Annotated in this window: 15 protein-coding genes and 1 rRNA gene; 9 read left to right on the top strand and 7 right to left on the bottom strand. The window is 74.7% G+C overall.

Features of this window, described 5'->3' with window-relative positions; translation table 11 throughout:
- The first annotated feature begins 127 nt into the window (after positions 1-127).
- Both rrf and murA read left to right on the top strand, forming a co-directional pair.
- Positions 128-244: ribosomal RNA gene (gene rrf, locus ACFQ11_RS28625) — 5S ribosomal RNA — on the top strand.
- A gap of 315 nt (positions 245-559) precedes the next feature.
- Positions 560-1,867: a UDP-N-acetylglucosamine 1-carboxyvinyltransferase gene (gene murA, locus ACFQ11_RS28620; protein ID WP_378304186.1), complete on the top strand. Its 1,308-nt coding sequence runs from the start codon at positions 560-562 to the stop codon at positions 1,865-1,867.
- 19 nt (positions 1,868-1,886) lie between these two features.
- On the opposite strand, the gene ACFQ11_RS28615 is transcribed toward murA, so the two are convergent.
- Positions 1,887-2,420 (bottom strand): hypothetical protein, encoded by a 534-nt coding sequence (locus ACFQ11_RS28615; RefSeq protein WP_378304184.1) that lies wholly within the window; start codon positions 2,418-2,420, stop codon positions 1,887-1,889.
- Between the two features lie 111 nt (positions 2,421-2,531).
- Here ACFQ11_RS28615 and ACFQ11_RS28610 point away from each other — a divergent pair, with 111 nt between their 5' ends.
- From ACFQ11_RS28610 to ACFQ11_RS28595, 4 genes are all read left to right on the top strand, one after another.
- Entirely contained in the window at positions 2,532-3,692 is a 1,161-nt protein-coding gene (locus tag ACFQ11_RS28610; RefSeq protein WP_378304182.1) for a cytochrome P450, read from the top strand.
- A 49-nt stretch (positions 3,693-3,741) separates the two neighbouring features.
- A complete protein-coding gene (locus ACFQ11_RS28605; protein WP_378304180.1) occupies positions 3,742-4,635 on the top strand; it encodes a hypothetical protein in 894 nt (297 codons plus the stop codon).
- Between the two features lie 83 nt (positions 4,636-4,718).
- Positions 4,719-6,260, top strand: a complete 1,542-nt coding sequence (locus tag ACFQ11_RS28600; protein WP_378304178.1) for an FAD-dependent monooxygenase — start codon at positions 4,719-4,721, stop codon at positions 6,258-6,260.
- Between the two features lie 2 nt (positions 6,261-6,262).
- A complete protein-coding gene (locus tag ACFQ11_RS28595; protein WP_378304176.1) occupies positions 6,263-8,200 on the top strand; it encodes an aconitate hydratase in 1,938 nt (645 codons plus the stop codon).
- Between the two features lie 70 nt (positions 8,201-8,270).
- On the opposite strand, the gene ACFQ11_RS28590 is transcribed toward ACFQ11_RS28595, so the two are convergent.
- Complete coding sequence (locus ACFQ11_RS28590; RefSeq protein ID WP_026404122.1) at positions 8,271-8,675, bottom strand: DUF2795 domain-containing protein; 405 nt, start codon at positions 8,673-8,675, stop codon at positions 8,271-8,273.
- Between the two features lie 147 nt (positions 8,676-8,822).
- Here ACFQ11_RS28590 and ACFQ11_RS28585 point away from each other — a divergent pair, with 147 nt between their 5' ends.
- Positions 8,823-10,271 carry an aminotransferase class I/II-fold pyridoxal phosphate-dependent enzyme gene (locus tag ACFQ11_RS28585; protein ID WP_378304173.1) on the top strand — a complete coding sequence of 483 codons (1,449 nt, stop codon included), beginning with the start codon at positions 8,823-8,825 and terminating at the stop codon, positions 10,269-10,271.
- 15 nt (positions 10,272-10,286) lie between these two features.
- On the opposite strand, the gene ACFQ11_RS28580 is transcribed toward ACFQ11_RS28585, so the two are convergent.
- Together ACFQ11_RS28580 and ACFQ11_RS28575 are read right to left on the bottom strand one after the other, a co-directional pair.
- Positions 10,287-11,747, bottom strand: coding sequence for a cytochrome P450 family protein (locus ACFQ11_RS28580; protein WP_378304171.1), 1,461 nt, complete (start codon positions 11,745-11,747; stop codon positions 10,287-10,289).
- A gap of 95 nt (positions 11,748-11,842) precedes the next feature.
- Positions 11,843-12,517 carry a pyridoxamine 5'-phosphate oxidase family protein gene (locus tag ACFQ11_RS28575; RefSeq protein ID WP_378304169.1) on the bottom strand — a complete coding sequence of 225 codons (675 nt, stop codon included), beginning with the start codon at positions 12,515-12,517 and terminating at the stop codon, positions 11,843-11,845.
- A gap of 239 nt (positions 12,518-12,756) precedes the next feature.
- Between ACFQ11_RS28575 and ACFQ11_RS28570 the strand changes: the two genes are divergently transcribed.
- Entirely contained in the window at positions 12,757-13,350 is a 594-nt protein-coding gene (locus ACFQ11_RS28570) for a TIGR03086 family metal-binding protein (protein ID WP_378304167.1), read from the top strand.
- Between the two features lie 19 nt (positions 13,351-13,369).
- On the opposite strand, the gene ACFQ11_RS28565 is transcribed toward ACFQ11_RS28570, so the two are convergent.
- The 3 genes from ACFQ11_RS28565 to ACFQ11_RS28555 all read right to left on the bottom strand — a co-directional run bounded on the left by ACFQ11_RS28565 (position 13,370) and on the right by ACFQ11_RS28555 (position 16,901).
- Complete coding sequence (locus ACFQ11_RS28565; protein WP_378304165.1) at positions 13,370-14,407, bottom strand: MBL fold metallo-hydrolase; 1,038 nt, start codon at positions 14,405-14,407, stop codon at positions 13,370-13,372.
- An 81-nt stretch (positions 14,408-14,488) separates the two neighbouring features.
- Positions 14,489-15,385, bottom strand: coding sequence for a hypothetical protein (locus ACFQ11_RS28560; RefSeq protein WP_378304163.1), 897 nt, complete (start codon positions 15,383-15,385; stop codon positions 14,489-14,491).
- A gap of 211 nt (positions 15,386-15,596) precedes the next feature.
- Positions 15,597-16,901 (bottom strand): M20/M25/M40 family metallo-hydrolase, encoded by a 1,305-nt coding sequence (locus ACFQ11_RS28555; RefSeq protein WP_378304161.1) that lies wholly within the window; start codon positions 16,899-16,901, stop codon positions 15,597-15,599.
- Positions 16,902-17,091: 190 nt separating this feature from the next.
- Here ACFQ11_RS28555 and ACFQ11_RS28550 point away from each other — a divergent pair, with 190 nt between their 5' ends.
- Complete coding sequence (locus ACFQ11_RS28550) at positions 17,092-18,699, top strand: peptide ABC transporter substrate-binding protein (RefSeq protein WP_378304159.1); 1,608 nt, start codon at positions 17,092-17,094, stop codon at positions 18,697-18,699.
- The last annotated feature ends 3 nt before the right edge of the window (positions 18,700-18,702 follow it).

Below are 18,702 nucleotides of genomic sequence, written 5' to 3'. Positions count from 1 at the left end.
TCGCGTCCCTGTGTGGTTCCCGGTAAGCAAACGGGCGCCTGTGTTTGATAAGTTGATATTCGAGCTTTGGTCGCTTGGACGTCGAGTTTCCCGCACCTGGGGTTTTCGGGTGTTCGGGGGTTGGTCGTTCGGTGGTTATGGCGAGGGGGAAACACCCGGTCCCATTCCGAACCCGGTAGTTAAGCCTCTCAGCGCCGATGGTACTGCATGGGAGACTGTGTGGGAGAGTAGGACGCCGCCGGACCTTTTTTGCAGGAAGGCCTCACCGTTTATGGTGGGGCCTTTCTCATTTTGTGCGGCCGGTTCGTCGCCTGCAACCGTGAAGCAACGTCGCATGCGGGAGAGTTGAGCGTTCCGTGAAAGCGGAATACGGCCGTGCCGGTGCGCCCACACGTTTCGCGCCGGCACGGCCACTGCCTTCTATTCGACGCTGATCGACTCCCGCGATCGGTGCGCCGCAGCGCGCGGGCACCGATGGCCTGTATCGGACGTCGCCGGACGGGGACGGGTCCGTCGCGAGCGAGACGCGGGCGCGTGCGTCCGCCCTTAGGCTGCAGTGGTGACTGAGAAGCTGTGGGAGATCGAGCCGTCGGGGCCGCTGCGCGGCGACGTGACGGTGCGGGGCGCGAAGAACGCCGTGAGCAAGCACATGGTGGCGGCGATGCTGGGCGACGGGCCGAGCACGATCGGCAACGCGCCGGACGTCGGCGAGGTCGGCATCACGGCCGGGATGCTCGAGCACGTCGGGATGGCGGTGGAGCGGTCCGGGGACGAGGTCACGGTCGCGCCGGGCGCCGTATCGGACCCGAGCGTGGGCAAGGCGTTCACGGGGTTGAACCGCATCCCGATCCTGATGCTGGGGCCGCTGCTGCATCTGGCGGGCGAGGCGTTCGTTCCGCTGGTCGGCGGCGACCCGATCGGGCGGCGTCCCGTCGACTTCCACGTGGAGGCCCTGCGCGCGTTCGGCGCGGAGGTGACGCACGCGGCGGACGGCATCCACGCGCGGGCGTCCCGGCTCGTCGGGACGCGGGTGGAACTGCCGTACCCGAGCGTCGGCGCGACCGAGACCGTGCTGCTGGCGGCGGTGCGGGCCAAGGGCAAGACGGTGATCCGGAACGCGGCGACCGAGCCGGAGATCATCGAGCTGGCGTTGTTCCTGCAGCGGATGGGGGCGCGGATCTCGTTCGCGCCCGACCGCCGGATCGTGGTGGAGGGCGTCGACCGGCTGGGCGGCGCGCAGACCCGCCTGGGCGGGGACCGGATCGAGGCGTTCTCGTACCTGGTGGCGGGGCTCGTCACCCGGGGCGAGGTGCGGGTGCACGGGTGCCCGCAGGACCGGCTCGTCACCGCGATCACCACGTTGACCCGCATGGGCGCGAAGTTCGACATCACCGACGAGTGGATCATGGCGTCGGCCCCGGACGGGCTGCGTCCCGCGGCGGTGCAGACCGACACGCACCCGGGGTTCGCCACCGACTGGCAGACGCCGCTGATGGTGCTGTTCACCCAGGCGGACGGCATGTCGGTGCTGCACGAGACGGTGTACGAGAACCGGCTCGCGTACGTCCCGGCGCTCCAGAGCATGGGCGCGGAGATCGAGGTGTACGACACCTGCCTGGGCGGCCCGGCCTGCCGGTACCACGACACGGCGGCGCTGCATTCGGCGGTCGTGCGGGGCGTGACGAAGCTGCGCGGCGGGGACGTGACGATGCCCGACATCCGCGCCGGTTTCTCGGCGGTGCTGGCGGCGGCCGTGGCGGAGGGGCCGTCCACGCTGCGGGGCGTCCACCACATCGAGCGCGGATACCACCGGCCGGTCGAGCAGTTCCGCGACCTGGGCCTCGCGCTGCGGTCCGTGTCGGCCTGACATCTGCCGGGGGCGGGCCCTAGCCGCCGGCGGACGGGCTCGTCCGCGGCCACGTGAAGGTGACGGAGCCGCCGACGGGGAGGTCGTGCCAGAGCCGGGCGGCTTCGTCGAGGCGGCCGAGGACCCGGTCGACGGCGGCGGCGTGCGCGGGCGGGATCGGGACGGGTTCCGCCCACTCGGGCGTCCGGGCGCCGGCACGCCGCCACCAGGCGAGCGCGCACAGCCCCGCGAGCTCCTCGGAGAGGGCCATGTCGCCGGTGTCGGCGCGGCCGAGGGACGCCTCGCGCTTCTTCAGCCTGCGCTGCGCCCGGGCCCGCGCGCGCCGGTCGCCGGCGACCTCGGTGGTCTCGAGGAAACCTCCGCCGCCCGCCGCCGCGCGCCCGAAGACGCCGTTCGCCAGGCCCAGTTCGGCCTCGGCGAGGTAGTGGACGAGGTCGTGCGGGATGTGGTCGTCGTACCCGGGGGCGGGGTCCATGCGCCGGGGCGGGCGGCCGGGCGCGGCGACGATCGTCGCGTAGCGGCGGTGGCCCGTCCGCTCGAAGGTGACGTCCATGCGGCCAGGCTAGGCGGGACGGGCCGGGGCGGCACCCGGTTTTCCGGCGGGTGACGGGCGGGCGCGCGGCCACTAGCGTGCCGGGGGAGCGGCGGACGAGCGAGGAGGACCGTGGACTTCGACCGGCGAGACCCCCACCCCTGCTACGCGCGGGCACGGACGGCGGACGGGCTGACGTTCGTCCCCGGACTGGACGCCTGGCTCGTCGCGCGCGACGCCGACGTCCGGGCGGTGCTGCTCGATCCGGAGACGTTCTCGTCGGCGAACGCGCTGCGTCCCGACGTGCTGCCCGGTCCGGAGGCCGCCGCCGTGCTCGGGTCGGTCCCGTCGGGCCGCCCGGTGGTGCTCACCGCGGACGGCGACGATCACCGGCGGGTCCGGGAGCCGCTGACGCGCGGGCTGTCGCGGCGGCGTGTCGCGGCGGCCGTCCCGTTCGTCACCGCGCGGGCCGAGGCGCTCGTCGCCGGGTTCGCCGCGGACGGGCGGGTCGAGCTGATGGGGCGGTACGCGCGGGTGCTGCCGGGCGAGGTGATCGGGCATCTGCTGGGGCTCGACCCCGCCGACGTGCCGGACGTCGTGGCGGGGAGCCGCCGGGCGGAGGACCTGGTGTTCCGCCCGATGCCGGTGGAGGAGCAGGTCGCCGCGGCGCGGGCCGTCGCCGGGATGAAACGGACGCTGGACGCGCACGTCCGGGGCCGCGGGACCGAACCCGGGGACGATCTGTGCGGGGAGATGATCCGGGCGATCGGGCCGCACGGGACGCTGCTGTCGAACCTGCAGAACCTCATCCTGGCCGGGCACCTGACGACCACCGCGCTGATCGGCGGCGCCGTCCTGCATCTGCTGCGGCGCCGGGAGCAGTGGGAGCTGCTGTGCGAGCGGCCCGGGCTGATCCCGGCGGCGGTCGAGGAGACCGCGCGGTACGAGGCGCCGATCCAGGGGTTCCGGCGGGTGACGACGCGTCCGGTGACGCTCGCCGGGACGGACCTGCCCGCGGGCGCGGCGGTGTTCGTCGCGTTCGGCGCGGCGGGCCGCGACCCGGCCGTCCACGACCGCCCGGACGAGTTCGACATCACCCGCCCGCCCGCGCGGCACCTGTCGTTCGGGCACGGGGCGCACGCGTGCCCGGGCGCGCACCTGGCCCGCGAGCAGGTACGGATCACTCTGGAGACGCTGACGCGGGAGCTTCCCGGGCTGCGGCTCGAGGAGCCGGTGGAGATGACGCCGAGCCTGATCCACCGCTCGCCCGCGGAGCTGTTCCTTACCTGGTGATGACCGGAACGTACAAGACGCCGCCGCCCGCGGCGGCGACGCTGGGTCCATGGACATCGACATCGACGGCATCGACATCGGCCGGGCTTCCGACTTCATCGCCATGCACGCCCGGCCGCTGGACCGGCGCCGCTTCGAGCTGCTGACCGGGGACGGCGACCGGGAGGCGCTGCTGGCGGCGCTCAACGCGTACCGGAACCCGGGCGGGGGCTACGGGCGGGGGCTGGAGCCCGACCTGCGGTCGCGGACGAGCCAGCCCGGAGCCGCCCTGCACGCCTTCGAGGTGTTCGAGGAGCTGGGGCCCGAGACCGCGCCGGAGGCGGCCGCGCTGTGCGACTGGCTGGAGTCGGTGACGCTGCCGGACGGCGGCCTGCCGTTCGCGCTGCCCGTCCCCGATCCCGCGGGCTGCGCGCCGTTCTGGGCGTCCGCCGACCCGGACGTCTCGTCGCTGCAGATCACCGCGATCGTGGCGGCGAACGCGCGGCGCGTCGCCGAGCACGACCCGAAGGTCGCGGCGCACCCGTGGCTGGACCGCGCCACCCGGTTCTGCCGGGACGCCGCCCGCGCCGCCGACGAGCCGCACGCGCTGGAACTGGCGTTCGCGCTCGCGCTGGCCGACGCCGCGGGCGACACCGAGCTGATCGGCGTCCTCGGGAAGCACATTCCCGCGTCCGGCACGGTCCACGTCCAGGGCGGGCTCGAGGGCGAGGCGATGCGTCCGCTCGACTTCGCGCCGTACCCGGACCGTCCCGTCCGGGCCCTGTTCGCTCCGGAGACCGTCGAGGCCGAGCTGCGCAGGCTCGCGGCGGAGCAGCAGGACGACGGCGGCTGGCGGGTGGACTTCGCGAGCTACTCGCCGGCCGCGGAGCTGGAGTGGCGCGGCTACACCACCGTCCGGGCGGTCTCGATCCTGCGCCGCAACGCGCGATCCGCCGCCGGATAGCCGCGCCGGCCGCGTGAGGGCCGGGCGATCCGGGGAAGGGTCCGTTGGATGAGGTCTCCGCCGTCGAGCGAGAGGAGACGCGGATGCCGCCCATCGGACCGCCGGCCGGAAACGTGATCGTCGTGGGGGCGGGGCCGACCGGGCTCCTGCTGGCCGGGGACCTGGCCGCCGCCGGGATCCGCTGCACCCTGCTGGAACGGCGCCGGGAGGAGGTGAACAACCTCACCCGCGCGTTCGCGGTGCACGCGCGCACCCTCGAGCAGCTGGACGCGCGCGGCGTCGCGGACGCGCTGGCCGCGACCGGGGAGCACGTGCGGGAACTGCTGCTCCCGGGCGGCGCGCGGCTCGATCTCGGGCGGCTGCCCGGCCGGTTCCCGTACGTGCTGGTCACCCCGCAGTACGAGACCGAGCGGGTGCTGCGGGACCGGGCGCTCGCCGCCGGCGCGGAGATCCTGCACGGCGTCGAGGCGACGGGCCTGCGCCAGGACGAGACGGGCGTGGACGTCCGCGTCCGCCGGGCGGACGGGGACGGCGCCGGGGCCGTGGAGACGCGCCGCGCGGCGTACGTCGTCGGGACCGACGGGGTCGGCAGCACGGTGCGGGAGTCGCTGGGACTGCCGTTCCCGGGCCGGGCCGCGGTGCGGTCGATGATGCTCGCCGACGTCCGGCTCGACGACCCGCCGCGCGACGTGCTGACCGTCGGCGGGACGGGCGACGCGTTCGCCTTCGTGGCGCCGTTCGGCGACGGCTGGTACCGGGTGATCGCCTGGAACCGGGCGCGCCAGGCCCCCGACTCGGAGCCGGTCGACTTCGGCGAGCTGCGGGACGTGACGCGGCGCGCGCTCGGCACCGACCACGGCATGCGCGACCCGCGGTGGACGTCCCGGTTCCACAGCGACGAACGGCAGGTGCCGCGGTACCGGGTGGGGCGGGTGTTCCTCGCGGGCGACGCCGCGCACGTCCACTCCCCGGCGGGCGGGCAGGGCATGAACACCGGGCTGCAGGACGCGGCGAACCTGTCCTGGCGGCTCGCCGCGGACCTGCACGGCTGGGCGCCGCCGTGGCTGCTGGACGGCTACCACGCCGAGCGGCACCCGGTCGGGCGGCGGGTGCTGGTCGGCAGCGGCGGGCTGCTGCGCGCGGCGCTCGCCGAGAAACCCTGGCAGCGGCGGCTGCGGAACGCCGGCCTGCGGGCCGCGGCCGGGATCCGGCCGGTCGCGCGGCGGCTCGCGGGGGCGGTGTCGGGCATCGGCATCGCCTACCCGGCGCCGCGCGGCGCGCACCGGCTGGCCGGGCGCCGCGCCCCGGACGTCCGGCTGTCCGGCGGCGGGCGGCTGAGCGACCTGCTCGGCGACGGGCGGTTCGTGCTGGTGGCGGCGGTGAACGACCCGGCCGTCGGGTATCTGTCGCGGCGGTGGGACGGGCGGGTGCGGCACGCGGTGGCGGGCGGCCCGGCGCGCAGCACCGTGCTGGTCCGGCCGGACGGGTACATCGCGTGGGCGACGGACGAGACGGCGCCGGACCGGCGGGCGGACGCGATCCGCGCGGCGCTGGCGCACTGGTGCGGGCGTCCCGCCGAGCACGCGGCCGAGCGGGTCGCGGCGGCCGAGGAGAAGGGGGGCTGAACATGCCGGAGGGGGTTGCGCGCAAGCTGATCGCCGCGCACCTGGTGAGCGGGGAGATGACGCCCGGCACGGAGATCGGGATCCGGGTCGACCAGACCCTCACCCAGGACGCGACGGGCACGATGGTGATGCTGGAGCTGGAGGCGCTCGACCTGGACCGGGTCCGGACGGACGTGTCGGTGCAGTACGTCGACCACAACCTGCTGCAGGCCGACGAGCGCAACATGGCCGACCACCTGTTCCTGCGGTCGGCGTGCCGGCGCTTCGGCCTCTGGTACTCGGGGGCGGGCAACGGCGTGTCGCATCCGACGCACATGGAGCGGTTCGGGGTACCGGGCGCGACGATGGCGGGTTCGGACTCGCACACCTGCGCCGCGGGGTCGCTCGGGATGCTCGCGGTCGGCACCGGCGGGCTCGAGACGGCGATGGCGATGGCGGGGGAGCCGCTGCACATCGCGATGCCGGAGATCTGGGGCGTCCGGCTGACCGGGGAGCTCCCGCCCTGGCTCAGCGCCAAGGACGTGATCCTGGAGATGCTGCGGCGGCACGGCGTGCGCGGCGGCGTCAACCGCGTCATCGAGTACCACGGGCCGGGCCTGGCGTCCCTCACCGCGATGGACCGGCACGTCATCGCGAACATGGGCGCCGAGCTGGGCGCGACGACGACGGTGTTCCCGGCGGACGGGCGGGTGCGGGAGTTCCTGCGCGCGCAGGGCCGCGAGGACGACTTCACCGAGATCGTCGCCGACCCGGGCGCCGGCTACGACGTCACGGAGGAGATCGACCTCGCGTCGCTCGAGCCGCTGATCGCGCGGCCGGGTTCGCCCGGGGACGTGGTGCCGGTCCGGGAGGTCGCGGGCGAGGACGTGCACCAGGTCGTCGTCGGGTCGTCGGCGAACCCGGGGCTGCGCGACTTCGTGGCCGTCGCCGCGATCGTCCGGGACCGGCGGGTGCACCCCGGGGTGTCGCTCGACGTGAACCCCACGTCCCGGCAGATCCTGCTCGACCTCACCCGGATGGGCGCCGCGGCCGACCTGCTGCGGGCGGGCGCGCGGATCCACCAGGCCGGGTGCCTCGGCTGCATCGGCATGGGGCAGGCGCCCGCGATCGGCCGCAACAGCCTGCGGACGTTCCCGCGGAACTTCCCCGGCCGGTCCGGGACCGAGGACGACCGGGTGTGGCTGTGCTCGCCCGAGACGGCCGCGGCCGCCGCGCTCACCGGGAGGATCACCGACCCCCGCGACCTGCCGATGGACCCGCCGGTCGTGCGGCTCCCGGACGTCGCCGCGTCCGTCCGGGACGAGTTCGAGGCGCCGCTCCCGCCCGGGCGGGCCCGCGAGGTCGTCCTCGACAAGGCGCCCAGCATCGGGACCCTGCCCGCGCTCGACCCGCTCCCGGACGACCTGGAGGTTCCCGTCGTGATCACGGTGGGGGACGACGTGTCGACCGACGAGATACTGCAGGCGGGCGCGCGGGCGCTGCCGTTCCGCAGCGACATCGCGCGGCTCGCGGACTTCGCGTTCGTCCGGCTCGACCCGGGCTACCCCGACCGGGCCCGGCGGGCCGGGGCCCACGCCGTCGTCGCGGGCCGCAACTACGGGCAGGGGTCGTCGCGCGAGCACGCCGCGATCGCGCCGCGCCACCTCGGGCTGCGCCTGGTGCTGGCGTGCGGGTACGCGCGGATCCACTGGCAGAACCTGGTGAACTTCGGGATCCTGCCGCTGGAGTTCGCCGACGAGGCCGACCTCGGGCGGATCGGGCAGGGCGACGTCCTGCGGATCGGGAACGTCCGGGAGGCGCTGCGCGAGGGCGGGGGCGTCGAGGTCCGCAACGTGACGAGGGACGAGACGTACCGGGCGCGGCACCGGCTGTCGGAGCGGCAGCTCGAGCTCGTCGCGGCCGGGGGCCAGATCCCGCTGCTGCGCGAACGCGTCCGCTGATCCGGCCGGATCGGCGGACGCGTTCGCCGCGGCGCGGCCCGCGGGGACGGTCCGCGGGCCGCGGTGGTGGTCAGTACCGGCGTTCCTCCCGGCCGTAGCCGAGCTCCTCGGCGACGTCCGCCAGGTTCTCGTACTCCCGGTCGGGCAGCGTCTCCAGCGCGCCGACCGCGTCGTCGCCGCCCGCGTCCGACACGTGCGCGATCAGGTCGTTCGGCCGCGCCGGGTAGCGGACGCCGGTGAGCAGCCGCGCCAGCGCGCTGCGGTCCTCGACGTCGGAGGCGCTCATCCCGGGCGGGGAGCCCTCGCGGGCGTCGCCGCCCCGCTCGGCGGGCTCCCACGTGTCCTGGTCGGAGGTCGGTTCCGTCTCCTTGAACTCCTCCGCGTGCGTGGAATGGCCGCCGCGCACCATGCCTTGGGTCTCCCGGCCGATCTCATCGTCGAGCTTCGCGCCGTGCTTGTCGCTCTTGTCGGGCATGTTGACGGCCCTCTCTTTCGTCCTCCCTGTGCGCTTACCGATCAGATCGTTCCCGGGCGGACGTGCCCAAACATGCGGCTACCGGCCCTTTAACGACCATAGGATGCGAGGGCGGTCGCGATGGCGGGATCACGGGAGGTTCACAGGGTGGCCGGACACATGACGCCGGAGGAGTTCCGCCGGTACGGCAGGCAGGTCGTCGACTGGATCGCCGACTACCAGGAGAGGATCGAGTCCTACCCGGTGCTGTCGCGGGCGCTGCCCGGCGAGGTGCTGGCGGGCCTGCCCGAGCACCCGCCCGAGGAGGGCGAGGGCTTCGACGCCGTCCTCGCCGACCTGGACCGCGTCGTGCTGCCCGGCATCACCCACTGGCAGCACCCCAGCTTCTTCGCCTACTTCCCGGCCAACGCCAGCGGCCCCGCGATGCTCGGCGAGCTGCTGTCGGCCGGCCTCGGCGTGCAGGGCATGCTGTGGGCGACGAGCCCCGCCTGCACCGAGCTCGAGACCCGCGTCCTGGACTGGCTCGCCGAGCTGCTCGACCTGCCCGCCCGGTTCCGCTCGGACGGGCCGGGCGGCGGCGTCATCCAGGACTCGGCGTCCGGCGCCGCCCTCGTCGCGATCCTCGCCGCGATGCACCGCGCCGACGGCGGGGCGTCCGGCCGCGACGGCGTCACCGGCCGCCGCACCGTCTACGTCAGCTCGCAGACCCACTCGTCCCTGGAGAAGGCCGCCCGGATGGCGGGGATCGGCGCGGCGAACGTCCGCGTCGTCGACGTCGACCCCGGCACCCTCGCCATGGAGCCCGCGCACCTGGACGCCCTGCTCGCCGAGGACGCCGCGGCCGGGGCCCTGCCGGTGCTGGTCTGCGCCACCGTCGGGACGACCTCCACCACGGCGGTCGACCCGGTGCGGGCCATCGGCGAGGTGTGCCGCCGCCACGGGGTGTGGCTGCACGTCGACGCCGCCTACGCGGGCGTCGCGGCGGTCTGCCCCGAGTTCCGGTGGATCAACGACGGCCTCGCCGAGCACGCCGACTCCTACTCGACCAACCCGCACAAGTGGCTGCTCACCAACTTCGACTGCAACGCCATGTGGGTCGCCGACCGCGAACCCCTCCTCGGCGCCCTGTCGATCCTCCCCGAGTACCTGCGCAACCGGGCCAGCGCCTCCGGCGACGTCGTCGACTACCGGGACTGGCAGGTCCCGCTCGGCCGCCGGTTCCGCGCCCTCAAGCTGTGGTCGGTGATCCGCTGGTACGGGGCGGAGGGGCTGCGCGAGCACGTCCGCACCGGGGTGCGGCTGGCGCAGGACCTCGCCGCCGCGATCGCCGACGACCCCGCGTTCGAGGTGCTGGAGCCGCACCCGTTCGGGCTGGTGTGCTTCCGGCCGCGCTGGGACGGCCTCGCCGGCGACGCGGCGGACGCCGAGACGATGGCGCTGATGGAGCGGCTCAACGCGTCCGGCGACCTGTACCTCACCCACACCAAGGTCGGCGGGCGGGTGCTGCTGCGCATGGCGATCGGCGCGCCCGCCACCACCGACGCGCACGTCCGGGCCGCGTGGAAGCGCATCCGCGAGGAGGCCGCCGCCGGCTGACCGCGGGCGGGGACGTCAGGAGCGGCGCATCAGCCGCATGATCCGCCGCACCAGCGTCGTCGAGCCCGGCTCGTCCGGGCCTGCGGCGCTCTCCCGCGCGGACGCCCGCTCCGCGGCCTCCGCACGCTCGGCCGGCTCCCGGGCCAGCGTGTAGTTCACCGGCAGCGACCGCAGGCCGCGGATGAGCGGGGACGAGCGCCACGGGAGCCGGTCGGGCGGCACCGCCAGGTCCAGCGACGCGAACCGGTGGAACGCCCGCTCCACGGCGATCATCGTGATCGTGGTGGCCAGGTCCCGGCCGAGGCAGGCGTGCGGGCCGGCGCTCCACGCCAGGTGCGCGCGGGAGCTGTAGACCGAGTCCGGGGAGCCGCCGCCGGTGAAGGCGGGGTCCAGGTGCGCCGCGGCGGGGGACACCATGACCGGGTCCCCGGCCGCGATCCGGAACCGGCCGAGCCGCACGTCCGACCGGGGCCACCGGAACGCCAGGTTCGCCATGGGCGGGTGCGCGATGGACGCCCGGTTGATCGCCTCCTTGATCATCCCGGCCGACAGGCTGTCGCGGGCGCCGGTCTCCCCGGCCAGCACCTCCGTGATGGTGTTGCAGATCAGGTTCGCGGTGATGTCGCCCGCCAGCCCCGTGAGCATCGCCATCTCGCGGGTGAGCTCCTCGGCCGTCAGGTCCGGCGCGGCGGCGAGCATGTACGACGGCAGGTCCTCGCGCGGCTCGCGCACCCGCGCCGCGCACACGTCCGCGACCCGGGCCATCAGCCGGCCGGACGCCTCCTGCGCGTCCGGGCCCGCGTCCAGCACCCGCCACAAATCCATGATCATCTCGTCGGCGCCGGAGTCGGTGGGGAACCCGATCAGCCGGCCGGTGACCATCAGCGGCAGCGGGCGGGCGTACTGCGCCGACAGGTCCGCCCATCCCGACCGGCCGCCGCTCTCGGCGAGGACGTCGATCAGCTCGTCGGCATAGGCGTGCACGGCCCGCTCCAGCTCCCGGGCCTGGGGCCGCCCGCGCTCCTGGAACGGCCGCAGCCCCTCGCTCCACGCGCTGCGCAGCCGGGTTGACTCGGCGCCGTCGCGGAACCCGGAGCTGTCGGACTCCACCACCGGCAGCATCGGCCAGTCCGCGGGCACCAGCCCCTCCCGGTACGCGCGCCAGGAGTCGACCCGCCGGCTCCACACGCCGCGGGCGTCCCGCAGGACGTCCAGCACCTGCGAGTAGCCGAGGACCAGCCACACGGGCACGCCCAGCACGTTCACCGGTGCGACCGGCCCGTACTCGGCGCGCAGCCGCTCATAGAACGCGGCGGGCCGCGCCTCGTAGTCGGGGCTCGGCAGCGGCACCCGAGCCAGCGCCTCCAGCGGCGGATGCGGCCCGGAGGCGTCCGCGTGCGGGGACCGTGCCTGCGGCGACTGTGCCCGCGGGGACTGTGGCTGGGGGGACTGTGCTCGGGGGGTCTGCGGCTCCACGACCGATCACCCTAAGAGAGATCACCGGGCTTGGGGGGCTTGTGGCTAAAACTCCACCGAAGTTCATTCGTTCGCGCGCATGCCGGATCGGCGACTTATTTCTTGTAGAGCTTCTGCGCGTACTGTTCCGGGGTGTAGTGGCGCTCCAGCTCCTCCAGCGTCTCCTCGGTGTACTGGACGTCCTTGACGATCCGGGCGTGCGACGGCAGCGCGTCGGGCTCCCAGGTGTCGGGCCGCCACAGCTTCGACCGCATCAGCGCCTTCGCGCAGTGGAAGAAGATCTGCTCGATCTCGACGAGGAGCGCGAGGGCCGGGCGGTGGCCCCGCACGACCATGTCGTCGAAGAACGGCGCGTCCCGCAGCAGCCGCGCCCGGCCGTTGATCCGCAGGGTCTCGCCCCGCCCCGGCACCAGGTAGATCAGGCCGACGTGCGGGTTCTCCAGGACGTTGCGGAACCCGTCGGCGCGCCGGTTGCCGGGGCGGTCCGGGATCGCGATCGTGGCGTCGTCCAGCACCCGGGTGAACCCGGGCGGGTCGCCCTTCGGGGAGACGTCGCAGTTCCCGGCCGCGTCACTGGTGGAGATCAGGCAGAACGGCGACCGCGCGAGCCATTCGCGGTCCCACGCGTGCAGGGTCACGCGTTCCTTGTCGATCGCCCGGCGCATCGGGACGCCCAGCATCTCGCGGAGCTCGTCCGCGGAACCGACCTCGACGTACCCGGACGTGCCGGTGCTCGGGGACGTGCGGGGAGGATCGGGGGTGAGCGTCATCGCCGCTGCTCCTTCACGCCGGGGGCCGGGAGGTCAGCGTAACCGCCGCGGTTCCCGGGCCGCCGGGCCGCCCCCGCGGACCCGGCGGCCCGCCCGCTCGCCGCGTGGGCTCGTCGCCGTGCTCGCCCGGGCACGGCTTCCCGGCGCGCGGCCGGAACTCATCGCCGCCGCGACGGTGAATTCCCGGACGCCGCACGGTCGGAACGGTCAGAGGGACGGTGCTACGGCGGGAGGCACGGGTGGACACGGCGATTCTGCTGGAGGAGGCGATCGCGTTCGCGCTCGACGCGGTCGAGCCCGTGACGCCCGCGGCGCTGGGGCGCCCGACACCCTGCCCCGGCTGGAACCTGGACACGCTGCTGCGGCATGCCGGCGAGTCGCTGGACGCGCTGGCCGAGGCCGCCGCCACCGGCGCGGTGCGGCTGCTCCCGGACGCCGGCGCGGACACCGGCGGGGACGGGGCGGACGACCCCGTCGCGGCGTTCCGGGACGGCGCCGCCCGGCTCGCCGGAGCCTGGGCGGGCGCGGACCGCGAGGGGCGGACGGTCACGATCGGCGGGTGCCCGCTGCGCGCGGGCGTCGTCGCGGCGACCGGCGCCATCGAGATCGCGGTGCACGGCTGGGACGCGGCGTGGGCCGCGGGGCGGCCCCGGCCGATCCCGCCCCGCCTCGCGGCGCGCCTGCTCCACCTGGCGTCCGGGCTGGTCACCGCCGACACGCGCGCCGGGCTGTTCGCGGCCCCGGTGCCCGTGCCGGCGGGCGCGGGGCCGCACGAGCGGCTGCTGGCGCACCTCGGCCGGGACCCGGCCCGCCTGCCGCGGGCGGCGGCGTAGCGTCCGTGCGGCGGGCGGCTCAGCCGCGGGCGGCGTAGCGGCGGACGCCGCCCTCCTCGTGGCCGTCCAGGACGCCCTGGTCGACGAGCACGTCCAGGTGCGCGTCGATCTCCAGGACGGCGAGCATCCGGCTGAAGGCGTCCAGCTCGTCCAGGGCCTTGCGGCGGCGCGTCCACCGGATGGCGCTCGCGACCTCGAACGCCGTCGCGTGCCCGGCGCGGACCTGCTCGGCGGCCGCGTCGAGCCGCTGCGCGTGGTGCTCCAGCAGCTCGTCGATGCGGGTGTGGGTGGACGGCGTCACCGCCCCGTGCGCGGGCAGCAGCACGGTGTCGGGCATGTCGCGGACGACCCGCAGCGACTCCAGGTAGCTGCGCAGCGGCTTGGGCTCCGGCTCGCCCTCCAGCCCGATCGACGGGGAGATGTGCGGCAGGATGTGGTCGCCCGCGAACAGCAGCCCGGCGGCGGCGTCGCGCAGCACGATGTGGCCGCGGGTGTGGCCGGGTGTGGCGAACACGTCGAGGCCGCGGCCGGCCAGCCCGATCCGCTCCCCGTCGTCCAGCCAGCCGTCCGGCACGGTGGACGGGAAGTCCGGGTCGCGCGGGGGCCGCTCCTGCCCGGCGATCTCGTCGGCGAGGGCGTCCGCGCCGCAGCGGCGCAGCAGCTCGACCTGCCGGAAGTGCGGGCCGCGCTCCCGGCCGAACGCCTCGATGGACGGGCGCTCGCCGCGGCCGATCCGCACCCGCGTCCCGAACCGCTCGCGCAGCACGAGGGCCTGGGAGTAGTGGTCCCAGTGGGCGTGCGTGACGAGGAACTGCGCCACGTCGTCCAGCCCGTGCCCGAGGGTGCGCAGCGCGTCCTTCAGGCGCGTCGTCGTGTCGGGCAGCGCGAAACCGGAGTCGACGACGACGAGGCCGTCCGGGTCCTCGATGACGTACACGTTCACCGAGTGCAGCGACGGGATGGGGAGTTCGAGCGGGATCCGGTGGACCCCGGGCGCCACCGGATGGGCGCCCGGTTCGGTCCAGTCGGTCGGCTGCTCCACTACCGATGCCGTCACCGCGCGCCCCCTGCTTCTCGAATCACGTTCGGGGGCACGCTACTTCATCCCGGACATCCGAGTCCCGGCGGGGTTGACGGTTCAACCTCCGGGCGCGTCCCGCTCGGCGTCCGCCGCCTTCCGCCGCGCCCGGCGGACCGTCTCGTCCGCGCGGTCCCGGGCCTGCTCGGCGCGCTCGGCCTTCCGGACGGCCGCGTCCCGGTCGGCCGCGACCCGGTCCAGCTCGCGCCGCAGCCGCCCGACCTCGGCGGACGCGCGGTCGGCCGCGTCCCGCGCGGAGGCGGCCTCCTCCTCGCGCCGGGCGAACTCGCGTTCGGCATCCGCGGCGCGTTCCCGCAGCGCGGCCGCCCGCCGCGCCCGCGCCGGATCGTCCCGTTTCGCCGTCCGCTCGCGGGGACGTTCCTCCCCCGCGCGGCGGCGCGGCCTCTCCTCCGGCTCCTTCTTCTCCCGCCGCCCCTTCTTCGTTTCGGTGCGTGGCTTCCCGCCGCCGGGCGCCACGGGGAAGCCCGCGGGAACGAAACCGGTGTGGCTGCGCGGGCGGGAGAGCGTCCCCTCGCGCACCTCGGCGGCGACGTCGGCGTCCACCGTCGCCGCCTGCAGGGTGTCCTCGACCTCCCGCAGCGCCTGGTCGCGCAGCGGATGCCCGGCTTCGGCCGCCAGCGACTCCGCCGCCCGCAGCAGGCCGTCGACCGCCCGGGCCCGGCGTTCCTCGAGCCCGCCGAGCCCGCCGCCGCCCGAACCCCACGCCGAGCGGAGCTCGTCCCCGACGTCCAGCAGGCGCCCGAGGTCGCCGGCGGCCGACCGGGCCAGCAGGTTGACGGCCCACGCGCTCACGGTGGGGCGCCGCAGGCCGCCGATCCGCTCGGCCAGCGCTGCGTCGCCCGCGTCCTTCGCCTCCCGGACGAGCCGCGTCCGTGTCGCCACGAAATCGCCGGGCTCGACCCCGTACAGCTCCCGGGCCGCGTTCGAGAAGTCCACGCCCGGTACCTACCCCCCGATCCCCCGACGTGTGTCGATGGCCAACGCGTGTCGAGCACCAAGGCGTGTCGAGGAGCAACGCGTGTCGAGCCGCAACCCGGGTCGAGCAGCAACGCGGGTCGAGGGCTAACGCGTGTCGAGGAGCAACGCGGGTCGAGGAGCAACGCGTGTCGAGCCGCAACCCGAGTCGAGCAGCAACGCGGGTCTAGGGCTAACGCGTGTCGAGGAAGCGGTCCAGGACGCGGGTGCCGAACGCGAGGCCGTCCAGCGGGACGCGCTCGTCCACGCCGTGGAACATGCCGAGGTAGTCCAGGCCGGGCCCGAGGCGGAGGGGCGCGAAGCCGTAACTGGTGATGCCGATGCGGTGGAACGACTTGGCGTCCGTGCCGCCCGACATCACGTAGGGGACGGGACGGGCGAGGGGGTCCTCGGCGCGCAGGGCCCCCGCCAGCGCGGCGAACGTCGGGCCCGCCGGGTCCGCGGCCGGGGCCTCCTCGAAGTTGACGAACTCGCGGGTCACCCGCGGGCCCAGGAGCCGGTCGATCGTGGCGAGGAACTCGTCCCCGGTGCCGGGCAGGTAGCGGCCGTCCACGTGCGCGGTCGCCGCGCCGGGGACCACGTTGACCTTGTAGCCGGCGTCGAGCCGGGTCGGGTTCGCCGAGTTGCGGACGGTCCCGGCGAACAGCCGCCCGACGTCGCCGAGGCGCGCGGCCTCCGCGTCGAGCCGGTCGTGGTCGATCGTCGTGCCGAGCGCGTCCGCGAGGCCGTCCAGGAGGGCCCGCACGCCCGGGGTGATACGGACCGGCCAGGGGTGCGCGGCGATGCGGGACACGGCGTGCGCGATCTCGGCGACGGCGTTCTCCGGCGCGGGCTTGGAGCCGTGCCCGGCCGTCCCGCGCGCGGTGAGCCGCATCCACGCCGTGCCGCGCTCGCCTGTCGCGATCGGGTAGACGCGGGCGCCGCCCGCCTCCACGCTGAACCCGCCGGACTCGCTGATCGCCTCCGTGCAGCCGGTGAAGAACCCGCGGTGCTCCCGGGCCACGTGCCGGGAACCGTACTCGCCGGTGCACTCCTCGTCGGCAAGGAACGCCAGCACGAGGTCGCCGCGGGTGCGGCGGCCCTCCCGGAGGCGGCGCGCGACGACCGCGAGCGTCATCGCGAGGGAGCCCTTCATGTCGACGGCGCCGCGGCCCCACACGCAGCCGTCGCGGACCTCGCCGGCGAACGGCGGGACCGTCCACTCGGCCGCGTCGGCGGGGACGACGTCCAGATGCCCGTGGATCAGGAAGGGCGGCGCGGACGGGTCGGTGCCGGGGATCCGGGCGAGGACGCTCGCGCGGCCGGGCGCGGACTCCACGACGACCGGTTCGGCGCCCGCGCCGTCCAGCAGCCCGGCGACGTGCTCGGCGGCGGGCCGTTCCGGACGGGCGTCGCCCTCGCCCCGGTTCGTCGTGTCGATCCGGATCAGGTCGGCGCAGATCCGCGCGGCGGCGCCGCCCGCGTCGTCCTCCGTCACCACCGCCACCTCGTTCCGTAACAAACCTTCATTTTCTTCCCTTGCTGACCTGTGTCAACGGCAGGGCCCAAAGTCTCGATCCGGTTTCGACTCCGTGAGCGCCGTAGGCACACCGTTACCCAGGGTGGACTCTGCGAGCAATCTGCGAGTGCGGTGCGAGGCGCCGCGGCGGCGCGGGGCGAGGAGGGACATGATCGGCCAGAGGGGTGTGCGGAGACGGGCGGGCGCGGGGCTCGCCGCGGTGCTGCTGGCGGTGTCGCCGGGGCTCGCGGCCTGCGGCGGCGCGGAGGCGTCGGGCGACGGCACGTTCGTCGTCGGCCATTCCGAGCCGGACCACCTGGTCCCGGCGAACACGACGAGCAGCTACTCCTTCGACGTGCTCGGCGGGCTGTTCGACAATCTGATGACGCTCACGACGGACGGACGTCCGGTGCCGCTCGCCGCCGCGTCGGTCGAGTCCGAGGACCAGCGGGTCTGGACGATCGAGGTCCGGCCGGGGCGGACGTTCCACAACGGCGAGCCGGTCACCGCGCGGAGCTTCGCGGCCGCCTGGAACAACGGCGCGTACGGGCCGAACGCGTACGCGGCCAACAGCTACTTCTCCTACATCGAGGGCTACGACGCGCTGAACCCCGAGGACGAGAACGCCACCCCGGAGGCGAAGACGCTGTCGGGCCTGGAGGTCGTGGACGCCACGACGCTCAAGGTCACGCTGAACGAGCCGTTCCGGCAGTTCCCGCTCCTGCTGACGTACCCGGCGTACGCGCCGATGCCCGAGGCTGGACTGGCCGACCTCGAGGCGTTCGAGGAGCATCCCATCGGCAACGGCCCGTACATGATGAGCGGGAACTGGGAGCGCAACCGGCAGATCAGGCTCGTCCCGTTCCCCGGTTACGCCGGGCCGCGCAAACCGAAGAACAAGGGCGTGACCTGGAAGAGCTATTCCAGCGCCGACACCGCCTACACCGACCTGCGGGCCGGGCGGATCGACGTGCTGCAGACGATCCCGGCCGCGAAGGTGCCCGAGGCGAAGCGGGTGCTCGGCGACCGGTTCCTGCCCCGCGAGATGGGCACGATCGACTACCTGGGGTTCCCGCTGTTCGACGAGCGGTTCGCCGACCCGAGGCTGCGGCAGGCGTTCTCGATGGTCATCGACCGCCAGGGCATCAACAAGGCGGTCTACAACGGCGCCTACCACCCGGCCGACTCGCTGCTCCCGCCGATCATCCCCGGGTACCGGCCGAACGCGTGCGGTGAACTGTGCACCTACGACCCGGCCAAGGCGAAGAAGCTGTTCGCCGAGGCCGGCGGATTCACCGGGACGCTCGAACTGTACTTCTCCAACGCGCAGCCGACCTACGAGCAGTGGATGCGCATCGTCGCCAATTCCATTCGCGACAATCTCGGCATCCAGGACATCCAGTTCCGGGAGGTGCCCGCGTCCGAGTACTTCTCGATGCTGCGCGCGCGGGAAGAGAAGGGCCCGTACCGGCAGAACTGGGAGGCCGACTACCCCAGCCCCCAGAACTACCTCGAGAACATGTGGGGCTCCGAGGGCAACCGCATGGGCTGGTCGAACGAGGAGTTCGACGAGCTGATCGCGAAGGGCAACCGCGCCGCCGACGAGCGGGAGGCCATGCGGCACTACCACCGGGCCGAGGAGATCGCGATCCGGGAGATGCCGATGATCCCGCTGTGGACGTGGACGGGCCAGGGCGGCCGTTCCGAACGCGTCGGGAACGTCACCATCACCCCGTACTCCACCGGCCTGCTCGCCCCCCAGGTGACGGTCGAGTAGCGG

The sequence above is a fragment of the Actinomadura sediminis genome (assembly GCF_042675525.1).
Classification (GTDB): Bacteria; Actinomycetota; Actinomycetes; order Streptosporangiales; family Streptosporangiaceae; genus Spirillospora; species Spirillospora sediminis.
This window is presented reverse-complemented; position numbering and strand designations above follow the sequence as displayed.

Bases quoted from the DNA above. Each gene is read 5' to 3' on its own strand.
- ACFQ11_RS28615 (WP_378304184.1), bottom strand. From the start codon at position 2,420: ATGGACGTCACCTTCGAGCGGACGGGCCACCGCCGCTACGCGACGATC.
- ACFQ11_RS28605 (WP_378304180.1), top strand. From the start codon at position 3,742: ATGGACATCGACATCGACGGCATCGACATCGGCCGGGCTTCCGACTTC.
- ACFQ11_RS28600 (WP_378304178.1), top strand. From the start codon at position 4,719: ATGCCGCCCATCGGACCGCCGGCCGGAAACGTGATCGTCGTGGGGGCG.
- ACFQ11_RS28595 (WP_378304176.1), top strand. From the start codon at position 6,263: ATGCCGGAGGGGGTTGCGCGCAAGCTGATCGCCGCGCACCTGGTGAGC.
- ACFQ11_RS28590 (WP_026404122.1), bottom strand. From the start codon at position 8,675: ATGCCCGACAAGAGCGACAAGCACGGCGCGAAGCTCGACGATGAGATC.
- ACFQ11_RS28575 (WP_378304169.1), bottom strand. From the start codon at position 12,517: ATGACGCTCACCCCCGATCCTCCCCGCACGTCCCCGAGCACCGGCACG.
- ACFQ11_RS28550 (WP_378304159.1), top strand. From the start codon at position 17,092: ATGATCGGCCAGAGGGGTGTGCGGAGACGGGCGGGCGCGGGGCTCGCC.